The organism is Phycicoccus sp. CSK15P-2, from assembly GCF_016888005.1.
Taxonomy (GTDB): Bacteria; Actinomycetota; Actinomycetes; order Actinomycetales; family Dermatophilaceae; genus Phycicoccus.
In genome coordinates this window covers 54,654-77,600 of the sequence record NZ_JAFDVE010000003.1, presented here as the reverse complement: position 1 = coordinate 77,600, position 22,947 = coordinate 54,654, and the positions used below count along the sequence as shown (strand labels likewise).

General features: G+C 73.0%; 18 protein-coding genes. 11 read left to right on the top strand and 7 right to left on the bottom strand.

Features of this window, described 5'->3' with window-relative positions:
- Positions 1-38: 38 nt before the first annotated feature.
- Together JQN72_RS02060 and fgd are read right to left on the bottom strand one after the other, a co-directional pair.
- A complete protein-coding gene (locus JQN72_RS02060) occupies positions 39-1,184 on the bottom strand; it encodes a CaiB/BaiF CoA-transferase family protein (protein WP_204133502.1) in 1,146 nt (381 codons plus the stop codon).
- Complete coding sequence (gene fgd, locus JQN72_RS02055; RefSeq protein ID WP_204133501.1) at positions 1,181-2,218, bottom strand: glucose-6-phosphate dehydrogenase (coenzyme-F420); 1,038 nt, start codon at positions 2,216-2,218, stop codon at positions 1,181-1,183. The genes JQN72_RS02060 and fgd overlap by 4 nt, the downstream gene beginning before the upstream one ends.
- 292 nt (positions 2,219-2,510) lie before the next feature.
- Between fgd and JQN72_RS02050 the strand changes: the two genes are divergently transcribed.
- The 4 genes from JQN72_RS02050 to JQN72_RS02035 all read left to right on the top strand — a co-directional run bounded on the left by JQN72_RS02050 (position 2,511) and on the right by JQN72_RS02035 (position 6,147).
- On the top strand, positions 2,511-3,608 hold the full coding sequence (locus JQN72_RS02050) for a Glu/Leu/Phe/Val dehydrogenase dimerization domain-containing protein (RefSeq protein ID WP_204133500.1): 1,098 nt from the start codon (positions 2,511-2,513) through the stop codon (positions 3,606-3,608).
- A 188-nt stretch (positions 3,609-3,796) separates the two neighbouring features.
- Complete coding sequence (locus tag JQN72_RS02045) at positions 3,797-3,985, top strand: DUF3073 domain-containing protein (RefSeq protein ID WP_204133499.1); 189 nt, start codon at positions 3,797-3,799, stop codon at positions 3,983-3,985.
- A gap of 102 nt (positions 3,986-4,087) precedes the next feature.
- Positions 4,088-5,623 carry a cytosine permease gene (locus JQN72_RS02040; RefSeq protein WP_204133498.1) on the top strand — a complete coding sequence of 512 codons (1,536 nt, stop codon included), beginning with the start codon at positions 4,088-4,090 and terminating at the stop codon, positions 5,621-5,623.
- The gene (locus JQN72_RS02035; RefSeq protein ID WP_204133497.1) at positions 5,620-6,147 is read left to right on the top strand and encodes a cysteine hydrolase family protein; all 528 of its coding nucleotides are present in this window, start codon (positions 5,620-5,622) and stop codon (positions 6,145-6,147) included. Before JQN72_RS02040 ends, JQN72_RS02035 begins: the two co-directional genes overlap by 4 nt.
- A gap of 68 nt (positions 6,148-6,215) precedes the next feature.
- On the opposite strand, the gene purM is transcribed toward JQN72_RS02035, so the two are convergent.
- A complete protein-coding gene (gene purM, locus JQN72_RS02030; protein ID WP_204133496.1) occupies positions 6,216-7,349 on the bottom strand; it encodes a phosphoribosylformylglycinamidine cyclo-ligase in 1,134 nt (377 codons plus the stop codon).
- Between the two features lie 251 nt (positions 7,350-7,600).
- On the opposite strand from purM, the gene JQN72_RS02025 reads away from it, so the two are divergent.
- Both JQN72_RS02025 and JQN72_RS02020 read left to right on the top strand, forming a co-directional pair.
- Positions 7,601-7,945, top strand: coding sequence for a PadR family transcriptional regulator (locus tag JQN72_RS02025; protein WP_204133495.1), 345 nt, complete (start codon positions 7,601-7,603; stop codon positions 7,943-7,945).
- Complete coding sequence (locus JQN72_RS02020; protein ID WP_204133494.1) at positions 7,942-8,592, top strand: hypothetical protein; 651 nt, start codon at positions 7,942-7,944, stop codon at positions 8,590-8,592. Before JQN72_RS02025 ends, JQN72_RS02020 begins: the two co-directional genes overlap by 4 nt.
- A gap of 216 nt (positions 8,593-8,808) precedes the next feature.
- Here the strand turns inward: JQN72_RS02020 and pntB are convergent, their stop codons facing one another.
- Together pntB and JQN72_RS02010 are read right to left on the bottom strand one after the other, a co-directional pair.
- The gene (gene pntB / locus JQN72_RS02015) at positions 8,809-10,212 is read right to left on the bottom strand and encodes a Re/Si-specific NAD(P)(+) transhydrogenase subunit beta (RefSeq protein WP_204133493.1); all 1,404 of its coding nucleotides are present in this window, start codon (positions 10,210-10,212) and stop codon (positions 8,809-8,811) included.
- A complete protein-coding gene (locus tag JQN72_RS02010; RefSeq protein WP_204133492.1) occupies positions 10,209-11,759 on the bottom strand; it encodes a Re/Si-specific NAD(P)(+) transhydrogenase subunit alpha in 1,551 nt (516 codons plus the stop codon). Before JQN72_RS02010 ends, pntB begins: the two co-directional genes overlap by 4 nt.
- A gap of 302 nt (positions 11,760-12,061) precedes the next feature.
- Here JQN72_RS02010 and JQN72_RS02005 point away from each other — a divergent pair, with 302 nt between their 5' ends.
- The 5 genes from JQN72_RS02005 to glpK (JQN72_RS01985) all read left to right on the top strand — a co-directional run bounded on the left by JQN72_RS02005 (position 12,062) and on the right by glpK (JQN72_RS01985) (position 18,388).
- Positions 12,062-12,778, top strand: coding sequence for an MIP/aquaporin family protein (locus JQN72_RS02005; RefSeq protein ID WP_204133647.1), 717 nt, complete (start codon positions 12,062-12,064; stop codon positions 12,776-12,778).
- Between the two features lie 41 nt (positions 12,779-12,819).
- A complete protein-coding gene (glpK, locus tag JQN72_RS02000; protein WP_204133491.1) occupies positions 12,820-14,340 on the top strand; it encodes a glycerol kinase GlpK in 1,521 nt (506 codons plus the stop codon).
- Positions 14,341-14,407: 67 nt separating this feature from the next.
- Positions 14,408-16,126: a glycerol-3-phosphate dehydrogenase/oxidase gene (locus JQN72_RS01995; RefSeq protein WP_204133490.1), complete on the top strand. Its 1,719-nt coding sequence runs from the start codon at positions 14,408-14,410 to the stop codon at positions 16,124-16,126.
- 16 nt (positions 16,127-16,142) lie between these two features.
- Positions 16,143-16,898, top strand: coding sequence for an IclR family transcriptional regulator (locus JQN72_RS01990; RefSeq protein ID WP_204133489.1), 756 nt, complete (start codon positions 16,143-16,145; stop codon positions 16,896-16,898).
- Complete coding sequence (gene glpK / locus JQN72_RS01985) at positions 16,895-18,388, top strand: glycerol kinase GlpK (protein ID WP_204133488.1); 1,494 nt, start codon at positions 16,895-16,897, stop codon at positions 18,386-18,388. The genes JQN72_RS01990 and glpK (JQN72_RS01985) overlap by 4 nt, the downstream gene beginning before the upstream one ends.
- 15 nt (positions 18,389-18,403) lie before the next feature.
- Here glpK (JQN72_RS01985) and JQN72_RS01980 read toward each other — a convergent pair whose 3' ends face one another.
- Both JQN72_RS01980 and JQN72_RS01975 read right to left on the bottom strand, forming a co-directional pair.
- Positions 18,404-21,160, bottom strand: coding sequence for a hypothetical protein (locus JQN72_RS01980; protein WP_204133487.1), 2,757 nt, complete (start codon positions 21,158-21,160; stop codon positions 18,404-18,406).
- Positions 21,161-21,252: 92 nt separating this feature from the next.
- Positions 21,253-22,881: an AMP-binding protein gene (locus JQN72_RS01975; RefSeq protein WP_204133486.1), complete on the bottom strand. Its 1,629-nt coding sequence runs from the start codon at positions 22,879-22,881 to the stop codon at positions 21,253-21,255.
- Between the last annotated feature and the right edge of the window lie 66 nt (positions 22,882-22,947).

The window sequence follows — 22,947 nt, the reverse complement described above, 5'->3', positions numbered from 1 at the left end:
AACACTCCCGCGGCCCCTGGGCGGGAGGGGGGCGGTGGTCAGGGCCGGGAGACCACTCCGGACGCGAGCAGTGCCTCGACCTCCTCGGTCGAGAACCCGTTCGCCGTCAGGTGGGCGACGGTGTCCGCGCCAGGCCGTGGCTCCGGACCCGGCTCACGCACAGGCGTCTCCGAGAACCGCGGCCCCGGGCGCGGCACCCGCACCCCGTCGGACCGCACGACGAACGCGCGCCGCGCGACGAGCTGCGGATGCTCCGCCGCCTCGGCAGGAGTGAGCACCGGCGCCACACAGGCGTCCGTCCCCTCGAAGACCGCCGCCCACTCGTCGCGCGACCGCCTCCCGAAGACGTCCGCGAAGGCCGCTCGCTGCGCCGGCCAGGTCGACTCGTCGTCCTGCTCGCCGACCTCGACCCCGAGGACCTCCACGAGCTCCTGCCAGAACTGCGGCTCGAGCGCCCCGACAGCGACGAACCTCCCGTCCGCGCACCGGTACACGTCGTAGAACGGAGCCCCACCGTCGAGCAGGTTGCCGGCACGCTCCGCACGCCACGCCCCGACCCCGGTCATCCCGTGCACGAGGCTCAGCAGGTGCGCCGCGCCCTCGACCATCGCGGCGTCCACGACCTGGCCGCGCCCTGTCGCCCCTCGCGACACCAGGGCCGCGAGCACCCCCGCGACGAGGTACATCGCCCCTCCGGCGAAGTCCCCCACGAGCGGCGGCGGCACCACCGGGCGCTCCGCCGTCCCCATGGTGTGGAGCGCCCCGGACACCGCCGCGTAGGTGATGTCGTGCCCGGCCCGCTGCGCCCACGGCCCGTCCTGCCCCCAGCCGGTCATCCGCGCGACGACGAGGCGCGGCGCCCGGGCGAGCAGATCGTCCGGTGCGAGGCCCATCCGCTCCAGGGCGCCGGGACGGTACCCCTCGAGCAGGACGTCGGCGTCGTCGAGCAGCCGCCGCACGACCTCGACGCCCTCCGTGCGCTTGAGGTCGACCGCGATGCTGGGCCGCGAGCGTCGCAGGCCCCCGAGGAGCGCCAGCGGGTTCGCCTCCCCGGGCCGGTCGACCCGGACGACGTCGGCCCCGAGCTCGGCGAGGTACATGGCCGCGAACGGCACCGGACCGATGGCGCCCAGCTCGACGACCCGGACGCCCGCCAGCGGACCGGCAGCCGGCGGCTCGGTCACCGCGATGCGGGGACGAGCTCGCGCAGCCCGGGGAGCACCTGCTCGGCGAAGGTCCGCAGGAAGCGCTCCTGGTCGTGGCCGGGGCCGTGGACGACGAGATGGTCGAACCCGAGGTCGGTGTAGAAGCGCAGCGCCTCGACCACCTCCTGCGGCTCGGACGCCACGACCCACCGCTGGGCGACCTGCTCGATGGGCAGCTCGTCGGCGGCCCGCTCCATCTCCGCGGGCGAGTGGATGGAGTGCTTCTGCTCGGCGGTGAGCGACAGCGGCGCCCAGAAGCGGCAGTTCTCCAGGGCCCGCTCCGGGTCGGGGTCGTAGGAGACCTTGACCTCGATCATCCGGTCGATCTCGCCGTGGTCCCGGCCGGCCTTGTCCAGGCCCTCGTCGACGGCCGGGACGAGCGTGTCGCGGTACAGCTCCTCGCCCTTGCCGGACGTGCAGATGAACCCGTCCCCATGCCGGCCGGCATACCGGGCGACCATCGGCCCACCCGCGGCGACGTACACCGGCACCGGCTCGTCCGGTCGGTCGTACACCGCGGCGTCCTCGGTGCGGTAGTACTCGCCCTCGAAGGTGACCCGCGGCTCGGTCCACAGCCGGCGCATGAGCGTCACCGCCTCGCGGAGCCGGGCGAACCGCTCCTTGAACTCCGGCCACTCGCCCTCCGCGACCGAGCCCACCGCGATCTCGTTGAGCGCCTCGCCCGTGCCCACCCCGAGCATCACCCGGTCCGGCGCGAGACAGGCCATCGTCGCGAACGCCTGGGCGACGACAGGTGGGTTGTACCGGAAGGTCGGCGTCATGACCGACGTCCCGAGCAGGACCCGTTCGGTCCGGGCGAGCACCCAGGCCATCCACGGGACGGAGCTCGGCGCGTGCCCTCCCTCGAGGCGCCACGGCTGGAAGTGGTCGCTGATCGTCACCGAGTCCAGCCCGAGCTGCTCGGCGAGCACCGCGTACCCGGCGAGCTCCCCGGGAGCGAACTGCTCCGCCGACGCCTTGTACCCGACCCTGACATCTCGTGCTCCGGTCACGCCGCCATCCTGCTACAGCGCGCGCCGACCCGACAGGGCCGCGGGTGCGGACCGTCCCCCTCGCACGGTCCGCACCCGATGAGATGGTGCGGGCCGGACCGCCATCCCCCCGGCGGTCCGGCCCGAAGAGGTGTCCCGTCCCCCCGGGAACCTCGTGGGAACCACTCTGCCGGGCGGGGCTACGGCTGCGCTGTGAATCCACTGCGCGTGCCGGCCCGGCCTCCCCGCTCCCGGCTCCCGGCTCCCGGCTCCCGGGAGATGGCGCCGGACGGCAGGGTCTAGCGTGAACGTCATGGCGCCCCTCGACCTCGTCGACCTCGCCGGGCACGAGCAGGTCGCGTTCTGCTCCGACCCCGGCTCCGGGCTCCGGGCAGTCATCGCCCTGCACTCCACGGCGCTCGGCCCCGGCCTCGGTGGTACCCGCTTCCACCCCTACCCGACGATGGACGCGGCCGTCGCCGACGTGCTGCGGCTCTCTCGGGCGATGTCCTACAAGAACGCCCTCGCGGGCCTGGACCACGGCGGCGGCAAGGCGGTCATCGTCGGCGACCCCGGGCGGGACAAGACGCCGGACGTCCTGCGCGCGTACGGCCGCTTCGTCGAGTCGCTCGGGGGCCGCTACGTCACGGCGTGCGACGTCGGCACGTACGTCGCCGACATGGACGTCGTCGCCGAGGAGACCCGCTGGGCCACGGGACGCTCCCCCGACCGCGGCGGCGCCGGCGACTCCTCCGTCCTCACCGCGCTCGGCGTCTACCAGGGGATGCGGGCCGCGGCGCAGCACGTGTGGGGGGAGCCGACCCTGTCGGGCCGCCGGGTGGGCGTCGTCGGCGTCGGCAAGGTGGGCGCGAAGCTCACCGAGCACCTCCTGGCCGACGGTGCCGAGGTGCTCGTGACCGACGTCGACCGGGAGGCCGTCGAACGCGTCGTGGCCGCCCATCCCGGGGTCACCGCGGCCGCCGACGCCGAGGACGTCGCGCGCGCCGAGCTCGACGTGTTCAGCCCGAACGCCCTCGGCGGGGCGCTCGACGACGTCACCGTCGACGCGCTGCGCGCCGAGGTCGTGTGCGGCGGTGCGAACAACCAGCTCGTGACGAACGGGTCCGGCGGCACGGGGGACCGGCTCGCCGAGCGCGGCATCGTCTACGCGCCCGACTTCCTCGTCAACGCCGGCGGTGTCATCCAGGTCAGCGACGAGCTGCACGGCTTCGACATGGACCGCGCCGCCGCTCGCACCCAGGCCATCTTCGACAGCACGCTCGCCGTCCTCGACGCCGCGCGGGCCGACGGCGTGAGCCCCGCGGTGGCCGCGGACCGCCTCGCCGAGGAGCGGATGGCCGCCGGGGGCCGCACCCCCTGGCTGCGTGCGGCGCAGGGACCCGTCCCGTGAGTCCGGAACAGGAGCACTCTCGACGTCGTTTGTATCCGGTGACGTCGCCGCAACCGCAGCGACTCATGTACCGTTGGACCCACGAAAAACACACCATTCCCGGAGCCGCTCCGCGACGTGGGATGACCCCGAACCGGGGCCGTCCGACCAGCGATGCCGCCCCGGCAGACGCATGAGGGGGTCACGCCATGGGGCGCGGCCGGGCCAAAGCCAAGCAGACGAAGGTCGCCCGTGAGCTGAAGTACTTCAGCCCCGACACCGACCTCTCCGCGCTTGAGCGGGAACTTCACACACAGACGCACCACGGCGAGCCAGCCGCGGAACGCGACTGGGACGACGAGGACGACTACGGGCAGTGGGCCAACGGGCAGCGGTGACGCCGCCCTGACCTCCCCCTCCGCGCCGGTATCCAAGGGAACCGCACGGGACGTCGTGCGCGCGCGACGTCCCCACGCGATCTGCTCTGCCATGCTCGGGCCATGAGCGCCCCCACCGCGGCCGAGACCTCACGGCTCGGTGTCGAGACCACGGGTATCGAGATCGTCGAGGAACGCGAGCGCACCGCCGTCCCGCGTGACCTCTTCTGGCCGTGGTTCGCGGCCAACGTGTCGGTGTTCGGCATCTCCTACGCCGCGTTCGTCCTCCAGTTCGGCATCTCGGTCTGGCAGGGCGCCGTCGTCACCGTCCTCGGGATCGTCGTGTCCTTCCTCCTGTGCGGCCTCGTCGCCGTGGGAGGCAAACGCGGCTCGGCCCCGACGATGGTCCTGTCGCGAGCCTCCTTCGGCGTCGTCGGCCAGAGGGTGCCCGGCGTCATCTCGTGGCTCGTCTCCATCGGCTGGGAGACCTTCCTCGCCATCCTCGCCGTCCTGGCGACGGCGACGATCGTCGAGCGGCTTGGCTGGGGCGGGGGCACCGCCACCAAGGTCGTCGCGGCGGTCGTCGTCGCGGCCCTCATCGTGGCCGCATCGGTCGCGGGGTACCACGTCATCATGCGGATGCAGTCGGTCCTCACCTGGGTCACCGGTGCCGTCACCGTGCTCTTCCTCGCCGTCGCGGCCGGCCACATCGACTGGTCGGCGGTCACCGCGGTGCCCGGCGGCCCGCCGCAGGCGGTCGTCGGGGCGTTCGTCATGCTCATGACCGGCTTCGGGTTGGGCTGGGTCAACATCGCCGCCGACTGGTCGCGCTACCAGCGCCGGGACGCCGCCGGCTCGCGGATCGTCCTGTGGAACACCGTGGGTGGGGCCACCGCACCGGTGCTGCTCGTGCTCTTCGGGCTGCTGCTCGCCGCGTCGGACCAGGCCGTGCTCGACGGCATCCCGGACGACCCGATCGGCACGCTCGCCACCGTCCTCCCCACGTGGTTCCTCGTCCCGTTCCTCGTGGCGGTCATCCTCTCACTCGTGTCCGGTGCCGTGCTCGGCATCTACAGCTCGGGGCTGACCCTGCTGTCGCTCGGGGTGCGCATCCCGCGACCGGCCGCCGCGCTCGTCGACGGCGTCATCCTCACCCTCGGCACGGTCTGGGTCGTCTTCTTCGCGCAGAGCTTCCTCGGGCCGTTCCAGTCCTTCCTCATCACCCTCGGGGTGCCGCTCGCGGCGTGGGCGGGCATCTTCATCGCCGACCTCGCGCTGCGCCGCCGTGACTACGACGCCGGCCCGCACGGCGCGGACGCCCTCTTCGACTCCCGGGGCCGGTACGGAGCCTGGGACCTGACCTCGATCGGGACGATGGCGCTCGCCTCGGTGGTCGGGTGGGGGCTCGTCGTCAACGCGTTCGCGGCCGACGCCGGGTGGAACAACTGGCAGGGCTACCTCATCGAGCCGCTCGGGCTCGGCACCTTCGTCCCGGCGTCCGAGGGCGGGCCGTACTGGGACGGCGCCTGGCCGTACTCGAACATCGGGGTGCTCCTCGCGCTCGCGATCGGCTTCGGCGTCACCTACCTCGCCCGGCGCGGGACCGTGCGCCGCCAGGAGGCCATGCCGGCGTCCGCGGCCCGAGAGCCCGCCGCGTGACCTCGCGCCGCGACCGGCTCGTCGTCGTCGACCCGCAGGTGGTCTTCGCCGACCCGTCCACCTCGCCATGGGGCTCACCGATGTTCGGGGTTGCCGCCGGGCGGATGCGTGAGCTGGCGGAGGCGTTCGGACCGGAACGGACGGTGTTCACCCGGTTCGTCGCGGACCCCTCGCTCGGCGGCTCGTGGGGTCCGTACTACGAGGAGTGGGGCTTCGCCCTGGTCCCCGACGAGGACCCGCTCTACGCCGTCGTGCCCGAGCTGAGCGGGCTCGCCGGGCAGGTCGTGACGGCCGGGACGTTCGGGAAGTGGCCGGTGCTCGCCGACGTCCTCGGGGCCGGGGGCCACGTCACGGTGTGCGGGGTGGCCACCGACTGCTGCGTGCTGTCCACGGTGCTGCCGATGGCGGACGCCGGGGTGACGGTCGAGGTGGTGGGGGCGGCGTGCGCCGGCTCGACCCCCGAGAACCACCGGCGGGCCCTGGACGCCATGGCGCTGTTCGGCCCGCAGGTCGCCGTCGTCTGACGCCCGTCGGTGGCTTCGTCGTCAGAAGTGCCCCACGGCGGGGAGGACGACCACCGCCGGGGCCCAGGTCAGGCAGGGTGGTCCCCGACGAGCTCGACGGAGCCGCCGTCGACACCCTTGGCGCCGCGGGCGACCTCGCCGGCCGCCATCTCGGCGACGGAGGCGTCGAAGACCTCGCCCATGACCCACGTCGCGATGCCGCGGCCCGTCAGGTGCGCGGTCGCGGCGTCGACGGAGTCGGCGGGGACGACGGCGGCGAAGCCGACCCCCATGTTGAGGGTGCGCTCGAGGTCGGCGCGCGGCACGCCGCCGAGGCCGCCGACCGTCGAGAACACCGGCGGTGGCGTCCAACATCCGCGGTCGAGGCGGGCGTGCACCTCCGGCGGCAGCACCCGGGCCAGGTTCGCCGCCAGGCCGCCACCCGTCACGTGCGAGAGGGCGTGGACGTCGACGCCGTCGGTGCGCACGAGGTCGAGCAGGTCGGCCGCGTACACGCGCGTGGGCTCGAGCAGCTCCTCCCCCAGGGTGCGTCCGAAGTCGTCGACGTGGCGGTCCAGCGCCCAGCCGGCGTGCCTGACGACGCGGCGGACGAGCGAGTAGCCGTTGGAGTGCAGGCCGCTGGAGGCCAGGCCGAGGACGACGTCCCCCGGGCGGACACGCTGGGGGCCGAGGAGGTCGTCGTGCTCGACGACGCCGGTGGCGGCGCCCGCGACGTCGTAGTCGTCGGGGCCGAGGAGGCCGGGGTGCTCGGCGGTCTCGCCGCCGACGAGCGCGACGCGGGCCTGCTCGCACGCGGCGGCGATGCCCGAGACGACGGCGGCGATTCGCTCGGGGACGACCTTGCCGCAGGCGATGTAGTCGGTCATGAACAGCGCCTCGGCGCCGCAGACGACGATGTCGTCGACGACCATCCCGACGAGGTCGAAGCCGATCGTGTCGTGCCGGTCGAGGGCCTGGGCGATGGCGACCTTGGTGCCGACGCCGTCGGTGGACGTCGCGAGGACGGGGTGCCGGTAGCGGGCGAGGCCGCTCGCGTCGAACATGCCGGCGAACCCCCCGAGGCCGCCGAGGACCTCGGGGCGGGTGGCGCGGCGGACCGACTCCTTCATCAGCTCGACGGCCTTGTCACCGGCCTCGACGTCGACTCCGGCCTCCGCGTAGGTGATGCCGGCGGGACGGTCGGGCGCGGTGGGCTCGCTCACGCCGGGAAGCCTACCGACGCGAGTGCGCGCCCGGCTCCGGGCGTCCCGTGGTCGCCCGCCAGGGGATACCCCCTCTGCAGAAGTGCTACCGCTCGTGAGGTGTTCCCTTCCGCCGCGGTAGCGGTTCTGCCAACCCCCTTCTCCCTCCTGGGCCGGCCGGGAACCGCACACTCGGGGCACGGAGTCACATCGCAACCACCCCGCGGAGATCGCCTTGCCGGATGATGCTCACGACCGCTACCTTGTGACGCATGGATCCCGGCGACAGCGCTATCCTGACGCATCTGCGCCGCGGCGCCCTCGAGCACTGCGTGCTCGCGCTGCTCGACGGCGAGCCGATGTACGGGCTCGACATCGCACGTCGCCTCGGCGAGGACGAGGTGCTGCTGGCCGGCGAGGGGACGCTCTACCCGCTCCTGTCGCGGCTACGCAAACAGGGCCTCGTCGACACGAGCTGGGTCGAGTCGCCGTCCGGCCCACCTCGCCGGTACTACGAGCTCACGCCCACCGGCGAGGTCGCCCTCGCCACGTTCCGGCGCACGTGGAAGAGCTTCCGCGACGCCGTCGACACCACACTCGAAGGGGGACCTCGATGACCACCGCGCACGCCCGTGTCGAGAGCTACCTGGGCGAGCTCGACCGGATGCTCGCCGGCCTCGACCCGGCCACCCGCGACGACGTGCTCGCCGGCATCCGCGAGCACCTCGACGCCACCCTCGCCGAACACCCGGAGGACCCCAGGGCCCTCAACGACGCACTCCTGCGACTCGGCCCGCCCGAACACGTCGCGGCCGACGCACGGAGTGGTGGGGCCCCGCCCCCGTCCCGACGCTGGGGCCCGGGGGCGGTCGCGTGGGCCTCGGTGGGGGTCCTGGCCACGGGAGTCGCCACCGCACCGTTCCTCGTGCTCGAGTCGATGACCTACCTGATCGGCATCTTCGGAGACCGCGTCGCGGACGAGCTCTACCTGGGCGGGTTGAGCATCCTCGCGTCGGCGTCGTGGGCGACCCCGATCTGGCTGGCGGGCCTCGTCGCCGTGGTCGTGTCGCCCCGGTTCACCCGACGGACGCGGATGCTGCTCGCGGTCTGCGGGCCGGCAACACTCGCATCACGCTGGGCGTCGACCGCCCTCGCGCTGGGAAACACGGACAGCAGGCTGGTCGCAGCAGCGGTGATCCCGATGGCCGTCGCGGTGGGCGTCACCATCGCGTGCCGCCTCGGGTGGAAGGAGGCGATGTCATGAGCGTCCGAGAGGCGGCCGCCTGGCGGGAGTCGACGGGCAGCAGGGCGCCACACCCCGCGCCCTGACCGTCGCCCCGAGGCCACCCCCGTGGCGCACCCGGGGCGCAGACGCACACCGTGTCGCCATCCGCACAGGACATTGCCGGTGCGGATGGCGACAGCCTGTGTGCCTCGCCATCGCAGGTGGGCTCGGCGGCCTGAAGCGGTCTCGCCGGGGTCAGAGGGCCCTGAGGATGTCCTCGACCCGCTCCTTGGCGTCGCCGAACAGCATCTGGGTGTTCTCCCGGAAGAACAGCGGGTTCTGCACCCCCGCGTACCCGGTGGCCATCGACCGCTTGAAGACGACGACGTCCGCGGCCTCCCACACCCGCAGCACCGGCATCCCCGCGATCGGGCTGTTCGGGTCCTCGGCCGCCGCGGGGTTCACCGTGTCGTTCGCGCCGATGACGAGCACGACGTCGGTGTCCGCGAGGTCGTCGTTGATCTCGTCCATCTCGAGGACGATGTCGTAGGGCACCTTGGCCTCGGCCAGCAGGACGTTCATGTGGCCCGGCAGACGGCCCGCCACCGGATGGATGCCGAACCGGACGTCGACGCCCTTGTCGCGCAGCGCCTTCGTGAGCGACGCCACGGGGTACTGCGCCTGCGCGACGGCCATCCCGTAGCCGGGCGTGATGACGACGCTCTTCGCCCCCGAGAGCAGCGCCGCAGCGCCCTCGGCACCCACCTCGCGGTGCTCGCCGTAGTCCTCGTCGCCACTGGCCGCCGTACCGCTCTCGACCCCGAAACCACCCGCGATGACCGAGACGAACGACCGGTTCATCGCGCGGCACATGATGTAGCTGAGGTACGCACCCGACGACCCGACGAGGGCACCGGTGATGATGAGCAGGTCGTTGCCGAGGAGGAAGCCCGCGGCGGCCGCCGCCCACCCCGAGTAGCTGTTGAGCATCGAGACGACCACCGGCATGTCGCCGCCGCCGATCGACGCCACGAGATGCCAGCCGAGCGCGAGCGCGAGCACGGTGACGACGCCGAGCAGCAGGTGCCGCCCGAAGACGGACTCCTCGGGCAGCACGACGTAGACCACGGTGAGCACGACGAACACCGCGATCGCCGCGAGGTTCAGCTGGTTGCGGAAGGGCAGCGTCAGCGGTTTGGACGCGATCCGCGCCGACAGCTTGAGGAACGCGACGATCGAGCCGGTGAACGTCACGGCGCCGATGAAGACCCCGACGAAGACCTCGACGTCGTGGATGGCCGGGTAGGGCGACTCCTCGTACGAGCTGTTCCAGCCGACGAGCACCGCCGCCAGCCCGACGAAGCTGTGCAGCATCGCGATGAGCTCGGGCATGCCGGTCATCTCGACCTTGCGCGCACGGTCCAGCCCGATGACCGCCCCGGCCGCCATCGCGACGACGATGAGCAGCAGCCCGAGCCAGCCGGACCCGCCCTCCCCCGCGGTGGCGAGGAACACCGTGAAGACGAGCGCGACGGCCATGCCCGCCACACCGAAGCGGACGCCCGCCCGCGCCGACTCGTGCCGCGACAGCCCGGCGAGGGCGAGGATGAAGAGCAGCCCGGCGACGATGTAGGCGCCCTGCGCGAGCGTCGCGCTCATCGGGCGACCTCCTCGCGCTTGAACATCTCGAGCATTCGCGCGGTCACCCGGAACCCGCCGAAGACGTTGATGCTCGCCACGAGGATGCCGACGAAGGCGAGCACGGACACCCAGACGTTCCCCCGACCCACCTGGAGCAGGGCCCCGACGACGATGATGCCGCTGATCGCGTTCGTCACCGACATGAGCGGCGTGTGCAGTGCGTGATGGACGTTGCCGATGACGTAGAACCCGACGACGACCGAGAGCATGAACACCATGAAGTGCCCGAGGAACTCTGCAGGCGCGAAGGCCGACACGAGGAGGAACAGGGCCCCGGCGGCGACGGCCAGGCCGAGCCTGCGCTGCGGGGTGAGCAGCGGCCCGCGCTCCTTCTTGTTCGTGTCGACCGTGACGACGTCCGTCCCGAGGGCGGGGGCGGCCGAGACCTGCACCGGGGGCGGCGGCCACAGCACCTCGCCCTCCCGGACGACGGTCATCCCCCGCTGCACGGTGTCCTCGAGGTCGAGGACGACCTCACCGTCCTTCTCGGGGGTCAGCAGCGTCATGAGGTTGACGAGGTTGGTGCCGAACAGCTGGCTCGACTGGGTCGGCAGCCGGCCCGGGAGGTCGGTGTAGCCGAGGATGGTCACGCCGTTCTCGGTGACGACCTTCTCGCCCGCCACCGTGCCCGCGACGTTCCCGCCGTTGGCCGCCGCCATGTCGACGACGACCGAGCCCGGCTTCATCGACGCCACCATCTCCTCGGTGAGCAGCCGCGGGGCGGGACGGCCCGGGATGAGGGCGGTCGTCACGACGATGTCGACGTCCTTCGCCTGCTCCGCGTAGAGGGCCGCCGCGGCCGCGTCGAAGTCGGCGCTGGTCTCCTTCGCGTAGCCATCGGCCGACGGCCCCTCGTCCTCGACGTCGACCCGCAGGAACTGGGCCCCCATCGACTCGACCTGCTCGGCGACCTCGGGGCGCGCGTCGAAGGCGCGGACCACCGCGCCGAGGCTGCTCGCCGTCCCGATCGCGGCGAGCCCGGCCACCCCGGCCCCGACGACGAGGACCTTCGCCGGCGGCACCTTCCCGGCGGCCGTGACCTGCCCGGTGAAGAACGAGCCGAACTCGTGCGCGGCCTCGACGACCGCCCGGTAGCCGCCGATGTTCGCCATCGAGGACAGGACGTCGAGCGACTGGGCCCGGGAGATGCGCGGGACGGCGTCCATCGCGAGGGCCGTGACGCCGCGCTTCGCCAGCTTCTCGACGAGCTCAGGGCTCAGGGCGGGGGCCAGCAGACACGCGAGGATCTGACCGGATCGCAGCCGCGCGACCTCGGCATCGGTCGGTGACGTCACCTTGAGGACGACGTCGGCGTTCCACACCGCGTCGTCGATGACGTCCGCGCCGGCGTCCCGGTAGGCGTCGTCGTCGAAGCTCGCCGCGCGACCGGCACCCTCCTCCACGAACACGGTGTAGCCGAGGCCGAGCAGCTTGCCGACCGTCGCGGGTGTCGCGGCGACCCGGGTCTCGCCGGACCGGGACTCGCGGGGGACGCCGATGCGCACAGTGGTTCCTCTCCGTGGGGGCAGTCCCGTCCGAACCTAGCGGGTCGACCCGTTCGCGACGGCGCGGGTATCGCGCGGATCACGGCACCGGCCGGTCGCCGACCCGCTGCCGCTCCGGAGCGGTCGTCGGACCGGCGTCCGACGATGTCGAACGTCGCCGATGGTGGGCTCTCCTGCCGCTCGGACAGCATCGGCACACGAGACGCCACCGTGGCCGTCCGGCCCCCGGGCCCGCCCGACCAGCAGAGACGTCGAAGATCCGGCGCCGCGAGGCGCCGCCGGACGAAAGGGGTCGGTCGGTGTTGACTGACATCTTCATCCCCGAGGCGATCGGGACGGCCACGCTGCTGCTGTTCGGCGTCGGCGTCGTCGCCAACGCCGTGCTGCCGAAGACCACGGGCAACGGTGGCGGCTTCCTCATGATCAACTTCGGCTGGGGCATCGGCGTCTTCGCCGGCGTCTACGTCGCCTACCGGTCGGGAGCGCACATCAACCCGGCCGTCACCCTCGGCCTCGTGGCCTCCGGGGACGACCTCGGCGGCGACACGGCCGTCAAGGTCCTCCTCTACCTCACGGCCCAGATGGTCGGGGCCGTCCTCGGCGCGACCCTCGCCTGGCTCGCCTACCGCCGGCACTTCGACGCGGCCGAGGCGCCCGAGGACCAGCTCGCCTGCTTCTCGACCGGCCCCGGCATCCCCTCGACGGCCTGGAACGTCGTCACCGAGGTCATCGGCACCTTCGTCCTCGTGTTCGTCGTCATCGCCTTCGGCAAGACACCCTCCGGGCTCGGGCCGCTCGCCGTGAGCCTCCTCGTCGTCGGCATCGGGGCCAGCCTCGGCGGTCCCACCGGGTACGCGATCAACCCGGCGCGCGACCTCGGCCCGCGCATCGCGCACGCCCTCCTGCCGATGAAGGGGAAGGGCAGCAGCAACTGGGGTTATGCGTGGGTCCCCGTCGTCGGCCCGGCCATCGGTGGTGTGCTGGGAGGATTCGCGGCACACGCCCTGGCGTTCGCCTGACCGTCCGTCGTCCCCCCGAGCACCTCTGCGAAGGAGCAGTCATGAGTGACAGCACGTACATCCTGGCCATCGACCAAGGCACGACGTCGAGCCGGGCGATCGTCTTCGACCACACCGGGTCGATCGTCGCGAGCGACCAGGTCGAGCACGAGCAGATCTTCCCCAGGGCCGGCTGGGTCGAGCACGACGGCATCGAGATCTGGGACAATACCCGCAAGGTCATCGGCGGCGCGCTGTCGAAGGCCAACCTCGACGCCGACGACATCGAGGCGGTCGGCATCACCAACCAGCGCGAGACCGCGATCGTCTGGGACCGCACGAACGGCCAGCCGGTGTACAACGCCATCGTCTGGCAGGACACCCGCACCCAGAAGATCGTCGACGAGCTCGCCGGGGACGCGGGCGTCGACCGGTACAAGGACGTCTGCGGCCTGCCGCTCGCCACCTACTTCTCGGGGCCGAAGGTGCGGTGGATCCTCGACAACGTCGAGGGTGCCCGCGAGAAGGCCGAGGCCGGCGACCTCCTGTTCGGCAACACCGACACCTGGGTGCTGTGGAACCTCACCGGCGGCGCCGAGAACGACGGCGTCCACGTGACCGACGTGACGAACGCGTCCCGGACGATGCTCATGGACCTCTCCTCGCTCTCCTGGGACGAGAGCATCGCCGCCGACATGGGCATCCCGATGTCGATGCTCCCCGAGATCCGCTCCTCCTCCGAGGTCTACGGCGAGTGCCGTCCGGGCGTCCTCAAGGGCACCCCGGTGGCGGGCATCCTCGGCGACCAGCAGGCCGCGACCTTCGGCCAGGCGTGCCTCGAGAAGGGCATGGCGAAGAACACCTACGGCACCGGCAACTTCATGCTGCTCAACACGGGAACCGAGCAGGTGCCGAGCGAGAACGGCCTGCTGACGACGGTCTGCTACAAGCTCGGGGACGCCGACACCGTGTACGCGCTCGAGGGCTCCATCGCCGTCACCGGGTCGCTCGTGCAGTGGATGCGCGACAACCTCGGGATGATCTCGAGCGCCCCGGAGATCGAGGACCTCGCGACGAGCGTCGACGACAACGGCGGCGCCTACTTCGTCCCGGCGTTCTCCGGACTGTTCGCGCCACACTGGCGCCCGGACGCACGCGGCGCGCTCGTGGGCCTCACCCGGTACGTCAACAAGGGGCACATCGCCCGCGCCGTGCTGGAGTCGACCGCCTTCCAGACCCGGGAGGTGCTCGACGCGATGGACGCCGACTCCGGGGTGACGCTCAGCGAGCTCAAGGTCGACGGCGGCATGGTCGTCAACGAGACGCTCATGCAGTTCCAGGCCGACATCCTCGGCGTCGACGTCGTCCGGCCGAAGGTGGCCGAGACGACCGCGCTCGGTGCGGCGTACGCCGCAGGGCTCGCGGTCGGCTACTGGTCCTCGACCGACGAGATCACCGCGAACTGGGGCGAGGACAAGCGCTGGACGCCGCAGCTGGACGAGGCCGAGCGCGAGCGCCTGTACCGCAACTGGAAGAAGGCCGTCACCAAGACCCTCGACTGGGTCGACGACGACGTCGACTGACACCGCGTCGGGGCCCGGGGCCCGGCCCCGGCGCGGCACCACCCGTCCCACACCGACGAGGAGCACGATGACCGACCACCGACCGCTCTCCCCCGAGGCCCGCCGGGAGGCCTGGACCGCCCTGGACGGCGCCGAGGTCGACGTCCTCGTCGTCGGTGGCGGGGTCACCGGCTCGGGGGTCGCGCTCGACGCCGTGACCCGCGGCCTGCGCGTCGCCCTCGTCGAACAGTCCGACCTCGCCTCCGGCACGTCGTCGCGCTCCTCGAAGCTGTTCCACGGCGGGCTGCGCTACCTCGAGCAGCTGGACTTCCCGCTCGTGCGCGAGGCCCTGCGGGAGCGCGAGCTCATGCTGACCCGACTCGCACCGCACCTCGTCAAGCCGGTGTCGTTCCTCTACCCGCTGACCCACCGGGTGTGGGAGCGGCCGTACGTCACGGCCGGGCTGACGCTCTACGACCGGATGGGCGGCGCCCGCTCGGTGCCCGGCCACGAGCAGCTGAGCCGGAGACGGGTGCGCAAGCTCGCCCCGGGGCTCCGCGAGGACGCCTGCATCGGGGCACTGCGCTACTACGACGCCCGGGCCGACGACGCCCGGCACACGATGACCCTGGCCCGCACCGCGGCCGCCTACGGGGCGACCGTGCTCACCTCGGTGCAGGTGACGGGCCTGGAAAGGGTGGGCGAACGGGTCGTCGGCGCCCGGCTGCTCGACGCCGAGACCGGGGCGGAGGGGCAGGTGCGCACGAGCGTCGTCGTCAACGCCACCGGGGTGTGGACCGACGACGTCCAGGCCCTCGCCGGGTCCCGGGGCCGGTTCCACGTCCGCGCCTCCAAGGGAGTCCACGTGGTCGTCCCGCGACACCGGATCGACGCCGAGACCGGCATCATCCTGCGCACCGAGACCTCGGTGCTCTTCGTCATCCCGTGGGGCACGCACTGGGTCATCGGCACGACGGACACCGACTGGGACCTCGACAAGGCCCACCCCGCCGCCAGCCGGACCGACATCGACTACATCCTCGAGCACGTCAACACCGTGCTCGTCTCCCCGCTCACCCACGACGACATCGAGGGCGTCTACGCAGGGCTGCGGCCGCTGCTCGCGGGCGAGAGCGACTCCACCTCCCAGCTGTCGCGCGAGCACGCCGTCGCCCGGCCGCAGCCGGGTCTGGTGACGATCGCCGGAGGGAAGTACACGACCTACCGGGTGATGGCCGCGGACGCCGTCGACGCCGCCGGGGCCGATCTGCCCGGCACCCTCCCGGACAGCGTCACCGACCGCATCCCGCTGCTCGGCGCGGAGGGCTACCCGGCTCTCGTGCACCGTACGGTGCAGATCGCCCGGGACACCGGGCTGCCCGTGTGGCGCATCGAGCACCTGCTCGGTCGATATGGTTCCCTCATCTCCGAGCTCTTCGACGTCGCCGCCGGCGACCCCGACCTCTGGGCGCCCCTCGAGGGGGCTCCGGAGTACCTGCGGGTCGAGGTGCTCCACGCCGTGACGCACGAGGGTGCGCTGCACCTCGACGACGTCCTCGCCCGGCGCACCCGCATCTCCATCGAGACCCGCGACCGGGGCACCGTGTGCGCACCGGAGGTCGCGGCGATCGTCGGGCCGGTGCTCGGCTGGGACGAGGCCCGCGCCCGCGACGAGGTCGGGGCCTACCGGGCCAGGGTGGACGCCGAGCGCGAGTCCCAGCGCGCCACCGAGGACCGGGAGGCCAACGCCGAGCGCCTCGTCGCCCCCGACATCCGCCGGCGCGCCGTCGAACGGGCACTGTCGTGACCGGGCCCTGCCGTCGGTGACCCGGCCGGTCCAGTCCGTCCTGCGGGCAGCGTCGCTCGTGACGCTGCTCGCCGGTGCCGGGCGCCCCCTCGACCTCGTCGAGATCTCCGCAGCGGTCGAGCTGCCCAAGAGCACGGTCCACGGCCTGCTCGCGACGCTGCGCTCGGCCGGATGGGTCGAGCAGGACCGGTCGACCAGCCGCTACCGGGTGTCGCACCGGCTCGACGGGCTCGCACGCTCCGTCGACCCCGCCGACCTGCGCAGTGCCGCCACGCCGTGGATGGACCGGCTCGCGGCCGAGACCGGTCTCGAGGTGCAGCTCGCGTGGCCCGACCGGGACGAGGCCGTCATCGTCCAACACGTCTACCGGCCGGACAACAGCCCGCAGCGGCTCCGGGTCGGCGAGGGGCTGCCGCTGCACGCCACCGCGCTCGGCAAGGTGCTGCTCGCCCACGCCCGTCCCGGCCGGCCCGTCCTGCCCGACCGGCTCGAGACGTTCACCCGCTTCACCCTGTCCTCCCACGACGACCTCGCCGCGGAGTCCACCCGCATCCTCCGGGACGGCTACGCCGTGGAGTCCGGCGAGTACTTCCCCGACATCACCGCCATCGCGGTCCCGGTCCGGGACGCCCTCGGCGACCTCGTCGCCGCCCTCGCGACCCTCGGTTCCCGGGACGAGGTGCTGGAGCGGGGCGACGCCGCGAAGGAGGTGCTGACCTGCCTGGTCCGGGCGGCCGGCTTCGTCTCCCGGGCGATGGCGATGCTCCCGTGAGCGGCGCCGGGTACGTGGCGGCCATCGACCAGGGCACCGGGTCGACGCGATGCCTGCTGTTCGACGAGGCCGGCCGGCTCGTCAGCCTCGCCCAGCGCGAGCACTCGCACCGTCACCCGCAGCCCGGCTGGTCCGAGCACGACGCGAGCGAGATCTGGGGCAACGTGCGGCGGGTCGTGCCGCAGGCCCTGTCCGACGCCGGGGCCACGCCGGCCGACGTCATCGCCCTCGGCATCGCGAACCAGCGGGAGTCCTGCCTCGTCTGGGACCGACGGACGGGCCGGCCGCTGTCGCCCGTCATCACCTGGGAGGACACCCGGGCCAGCGGGGTCGTCGACGACGTCGTCGCCGCAGGCCACGGCGCGACGGTGCTCGAGCTGTCGGGCATCCCGCCCGCGACGTACTTCGCGGCCTCCCGGCTGCGCTGGCTGCTCGACACCGTCCCCGACCTGGAGAAGCGGGCCCGGGCGGGCGAGGTGGCGTTCGGGACGATGGAGACCTGGCTCGTCTGGAACCTCGGCGGCGGCGTGCACGTGACGGACGTGACGAACGCGAGCCGGACGAACCTGATGAACATCGAGACCCTCGCCTGGGACTCGCGGCTGCTGTCCGTCTTCGGGGTGCCGGAGGCCCTGCTGCCCGAGATCCGCTCCACCGCCGAGACGTACGCCGTCTGCGACGACGTGCTGCCGGGAGTGCCGATCGCCGCCACGATGGGGGACCAGCAGGCCGCGCTCTTCGGCCAGACGTGCTTCGACGAGGGACAGAGCAAGTGCACCTACGGGACCGGGGCGTTCCTCCTCGTCAACACGGGCACCACCCGGCCACGGTCCACGACCGGTCTGCTCGCGACGGTCGCCTACGTCCTCCCCGGGGAGCAGCCGGTGTTCGCGCTCGAGGGGTCCATGGCGGTCAGCGGCTCTCTCGTCCAGTGGTGCCGCGACAACATCGGCCTCGTCGAGACCGCCCCGCGCATCGAGACGCTCGCCGCGACCGTCGAGGACAACGGCGGCTGCTACGTCGTCCCCGCCTTCTCCGGCCTGTACGCGCCGCAGTGGGACGCCGACGCCCGTGGGGTGATCGTCGGGCTGACGTCGTACGTGTCGCGGGGGCATCTGGCGCGCGGGGTGCTCGAGGCGACGGCGTGGCAGACGGCCGAGGTCGTCGACGCCGTCGAGCAGACGTCCGGCACCCGGCCGGACACGCTACGGGTCGACGGCGGGATGACGACGAACCACCTGCTGATGCAGACCGTCGCCGACGTCCTGGACGTGACCGTCGAGCGCCCGCTGTTCTCCGAGACCGTGTCCGTCGGGGCGGCCTACGCCGCCGGGCTGAGCGCCGGGGTGTGGCCGGACCTCGACGCGCTGCGGCGGCTCTGGCGGCGGGCGTCGAGCTGGGAGCCACGGATGGACGAGTCGGCGCGCGAGCACGAGCGCGCGCACTGGGCGCACGCCGTGGACCGCGCCAAGGGCTGGCTCACGACCTGACCGGCCGCCGGTGCGTCAGCCGTCGGAGTGACGGAAGCCCGCCCGCTCGGCGGCCCCGGCGTCGTAGAACCAGACGTCGGGGTCGGCCGAGTCGTAGCCCGGGTCGCCGGGGACGCGGAAGGTCATCGTGTCCCGGTAGGCCTGGACGGGATGGTCGAGCGGCTGGGCACCGTCGTCGATCGTCGCCGCCGACCCGATCCCGAAGCCACCGTCCCGGATCTCGTCGAACTCCGACACCCGGCGATCCGCGAGCTCCTCGTCGGAACCCGGTGCGGGCTCGTCCTCGGAGACAGGCTGGTCCTCGGAGGCCGCGGCGTCGTCCGCGTCCTCGGAGACGGGGGTCTCGGCCGTCGCGTCGTCCTCGTCCTCGTCGGTCTGGTCTGCGGTGTCCGCACCGGACTCTGCCGTCGGGGCCGTCGGCTCGGTGGGGGTGTCGACCTCGTCGTCCGCGGCGTCGGTCTCGTCGTCCACAGCCTCGTCGGTCGTGCCTTCGTCGGCCTCGTCCAGGTCGTACCCGGGAACCTGCTCGGCCGGCATCCCGGCCTGCACGGCCTCCTCGCGCATCTGGGCACGGTCCTCGGCCAGGCGGTCGGCGCGGTCGGCGTTCTCCGCGAGCAGCGCGTCCTCGTCCGCAGCCCAGTCGCGCTCCTCGTCAGCGTCCTCGGACGGCTCGTCCGCCTCGGTCTCGTCGTCGGCGTCGTCCCCGCCGGCCGGTGCCGTCGTGTCCTCGTCGGGCGCGTCGTCGGTGTCGGTCTCGTCGTCCACCTCGGTCTCGCCGTCGGTGTCCGCGGAGGCAGCGGCGCCGCTCGGCCCGGCCGCAGCCGGCTCGACGGGACCCTCGGCCTCGTCAGGCTCGTCGGAGTCTTTCGCCTTCTCGTCCTCCGCAACCGCGGCATCCGCCGCGCGGCCGTCCTCGTCCTCGTCCTCGTCGTCGACCTCGGACTCGTCCTCACCGGCGGCGACGTCGGCGGCCGGTTCCTCGGACCTCGGGCCGCCCCATTCGGGGGCAGGGGTGCGGGCGTCGTCCGCGGCGTCGTCCTCGGGGTCCGTCGTCATGGGGTCGTCAGTACCCGCTCCTGCGGCTGCCGACACCCCTGCTCCTGCCGAACCGCCGGCCGCACCGGCGGCCGTGCGGCCGTGCGAAGCGTCCGACGCCTGGTCCGAGGACCACCAGGTGTCTCCGCGGCGGGTGTCCGCCGTCTCCTCCCACGCCGCGTCGGGGTCGTCGCGGTACTCCTCGGCCGCGGCGATCCGGGCACTGCGCTCCTCCGCGACGCCCGGCTCGCCGGCGTCCTCCGCCGCCGTGTCCTCCTCGGCCTCCGGGTCCTCGGTCTCGTCCTCCGCCGTCCAGGCGGCGCGCTCGGCGTCCTCGCGACGCCGGCGGGCCTCGGCCCGGGTGAGCGGCGGACCGTCCCCACTCCCGGGCGGCGGGTCGTCGTCGTCGAGCACGAGGACGATGGGGAAGTCGTCGTCCCAGTACTCGTCCTCGTCCTCCTCATCGTCCTCGTCGGTGTCGCTGTCCGGGGCGACGGCCGTGGTCGTCTCCTCGGGCTCCTCGACCTCGGCGTCCTCGTCCGTGCCGACGGCCGCGGGCGTCCCCACGACGGGGGCGAGAGCGGGGGTCTGCTCGGTAGCGTCCTCGACCTCGGCCGTGTCCTCGTCCGTGCCGACGGCCGCGGGCGTCCCCACGACGGGGGCGAGAGCGGGGGTCTGCTGGATCGCGTCCTCGACCTCGGGGGCATCCTCGTCGGTGTCTGTGCCGGTGCCGGTGTCCCTGTCCGGGTAGGCGGCCGCGGCGGGCCCCACCACGGGGACGAGCGCGGGGGTCCGCTCGGTGGCGTCCTCGACCTCGGCGAGCTCCTCCTCGACAGGCTCCTCGTCGTCAGAAGGATCCTCGGCCGCGCCGACAGGAGGCTCGTCGACCGGCGTCTCGGCCGCGGCCGGGGTGTCGTCCACCTCGTCCTCGACCGCGACCTCCTCCTCGTCGTCGTCCTCGAGCGGGGGCGGCGGGTGGAAGAAGCGCTCGCCGCCGTCGTCGTCGGGCTCGTGCGGCTCGAAGAGGCTCCGCGCACGTTCCTCGTCGCTGCGGGCACGCTCGTCCGACGCGGCAGCAACGGCGGCCGCAGCACCACCGGCGACCGCAGCCCCGGCCACGGGGGCGGCCGACCCACCCTCCCGTTCGTCGTCCGGGTCCACGTGCTCCTCGACGGGCTGCTCGGGCGTCCCCTCGTCGACCATCCGCTCCTCCACGGGCTCCTCGTCCGCCGGCTCCGCGACAGCCTCTCCGACCGCGGGCTCCTCCGGCATCCGCCCCTCGGCCGATGCCCCCTCGGCCGTCGGGTCGGGGGTGGGCTCCGTGGGGACGGACTTCTCGACGGTCGGCTCCTCGGCGACAGGCTCCTCGGTGTGGGCGTCGGGCGGGGTGTCGACGTAGGGGTCGACCTCGTCCGCCCGCTGCAGGATCTGGTCGTGCTCGGCGCGGGCCTCGTCGGCCAGCACGCGCTGCTCGGTGGCCTCGGCGGCGAGGCGGTCCGCGTGCTCCGCGGCGTCACCGGCCTCCGCCTGCGCCACGGCCGCGCGCTCCTCGGCCTGCTGGGCGAACTGCTGCTGTCCCTCGGCCACGACCGCCGCCTGCGCGGCGTCGGCGCGGAGCTCCTCGGCATGGGCGTGCGCCTCCTCCTTCCGTGCCGACGAGCGACGCACGATGAGCGACACCGCGAGCACGGCCAGCACGAGCACGAGAAGGATCAGCAGCAGCTTGTCGGTCTCCATGGGGCCTTCCTCTCAGGGTGACGCGCGCCCGAGGCGTCGGCGGACAACCTACCGTCGGAGCAGGCCCCGCGCTGGGAGGCTCTCCACGCAGGTCAGAGGCCCAGCTCCCGGACGCTCTTCTCGCGCATCTCCACCTTGCGCACCTTGCCGGTCACCGTCATGGGGAACTCGCCGACGACCTTGACGTAGCGGGGCACCTTGTAGTGCGCCAGCCGGCCGCTGCAGAACTCCCGGACGGCCTCGACGGTCAGGGGCTCGGCCCCGTCGTTCATCCGCACCCAGGCCATGAGCTCCTCCCCGTACTTCGGGTCGGGCACGCCGATGACCTGCACGTCCTGGACGTCCGGGTGGGTGTGGAGGAACTCCTCGACCTCGCGCGGGTAGACGTTCTCCCCGCCGCGGATGACCATGTCCTTGATCCGGCCCGTGACCCGGACGAACCCGGCGTCGTCCATGACGGCGAGGTCGCCGGTCCGCATCCACCCGTCGACGAGCACCTCGGCGGTCTTCTCCGGCTCCTCCCAGTAGCCGAGCATCACCGAGTAGCCCGCCGTGCAGAGCTCGCCGGGCTCGCCACGCGGCACGGTCTCGCCGGTGGCGGGGTCGACGATCTTCACCTCGAGGTGCGGATGCACCGACCCGACGGTCTCGACCTTCTGCTCGAAGCTGTCGTCGGTGCGGTTCTGCGTCGACACCGGGGAGGTCTCGGTCATCCCGTAGGCGATCGTCATCTCCTCGATCCCGGACTCGATGAGCCGGGTCATCATCGACGCCGGGCAGGGCGAGCCGGCCATGATCCCCGTACGCACCGAGGAGATGTCGTAGGAGCCGAAGTCCGGCAGCGCCCATTCGGCGATGAACATCGTCGGCACGCCGTAGAGCGACGTACAGCGCTCCTCGGCGACCGCGGCGAGGGTCAGCGCGGGGTCGAACCCGGGCGCCGGGACGACCATGCACGCCCCGTGCGTGACCGCCGCGAGGTTGCCCATGACCATCCCGAAGCAGTGGTAGAAGGGCACCGGGATGCAGATCCGGTCCTCCTCCGTGTAGCGGCACATCTCTCCGACGAGGTAGCCGTTGTTGAGGATGTTGTGGTGCGAGAGGGTCGCGCCCTTGGGGAACCCGGTCGTGCCCGAGGTGTACTGGATGTTGACCGGCTCGTGCGGGTCGAGCCCGCCCTGGAGCATCGCGAGCCGCTCCGGGCTCACCTCGTCGGCGCGCGCCAGGAGTGCGTCCCACGACTCCTGCCCGAGGACGACGACCCGCTCGAGCGCGGGGCACTCGGGGCGGGCCTGCTCGACCATGGCGACGTGGTCGGACGACCTGAACGACGCTGCCGTGACGAGGGCGCGGACCCCCGCCTGACGCAGCACGAAGGTGAGCTCGTGCGTGCGGTAGGCCGGGTTGACGGTGACGAGGACGGCACCGAGCTTCGCGGTGGCGAGCTGGACGAGCACCCACTCCGCACAGTTCGGCGCCCAGATGCCGACCCGGTCGCCCTTCTCGAGCCCCGATGCGACGAGCGCCCGGGCGAGGTCGTCGACCCGGGAACCGAGCTCGGCGTAGGTGAGCCGGAGGCCGGACGCGCGGTCGACGAGGGCGTCCCGGCCGGGGTGCGCGGCCACCGTGGCGTCGAGGGCGTCGCCGATGGTCTGCTCGAGCAGCGGCGGCTCGGTGGGGCCGATGGTGTGCGACAGGGACGGGTCGGGCGCGGGGTCCATCGGCGGTCCTTCCGGGCGTCGGTGCCTGGAGGACCAGCCAACACGCCCGGGCGCCGGGCGGCAACC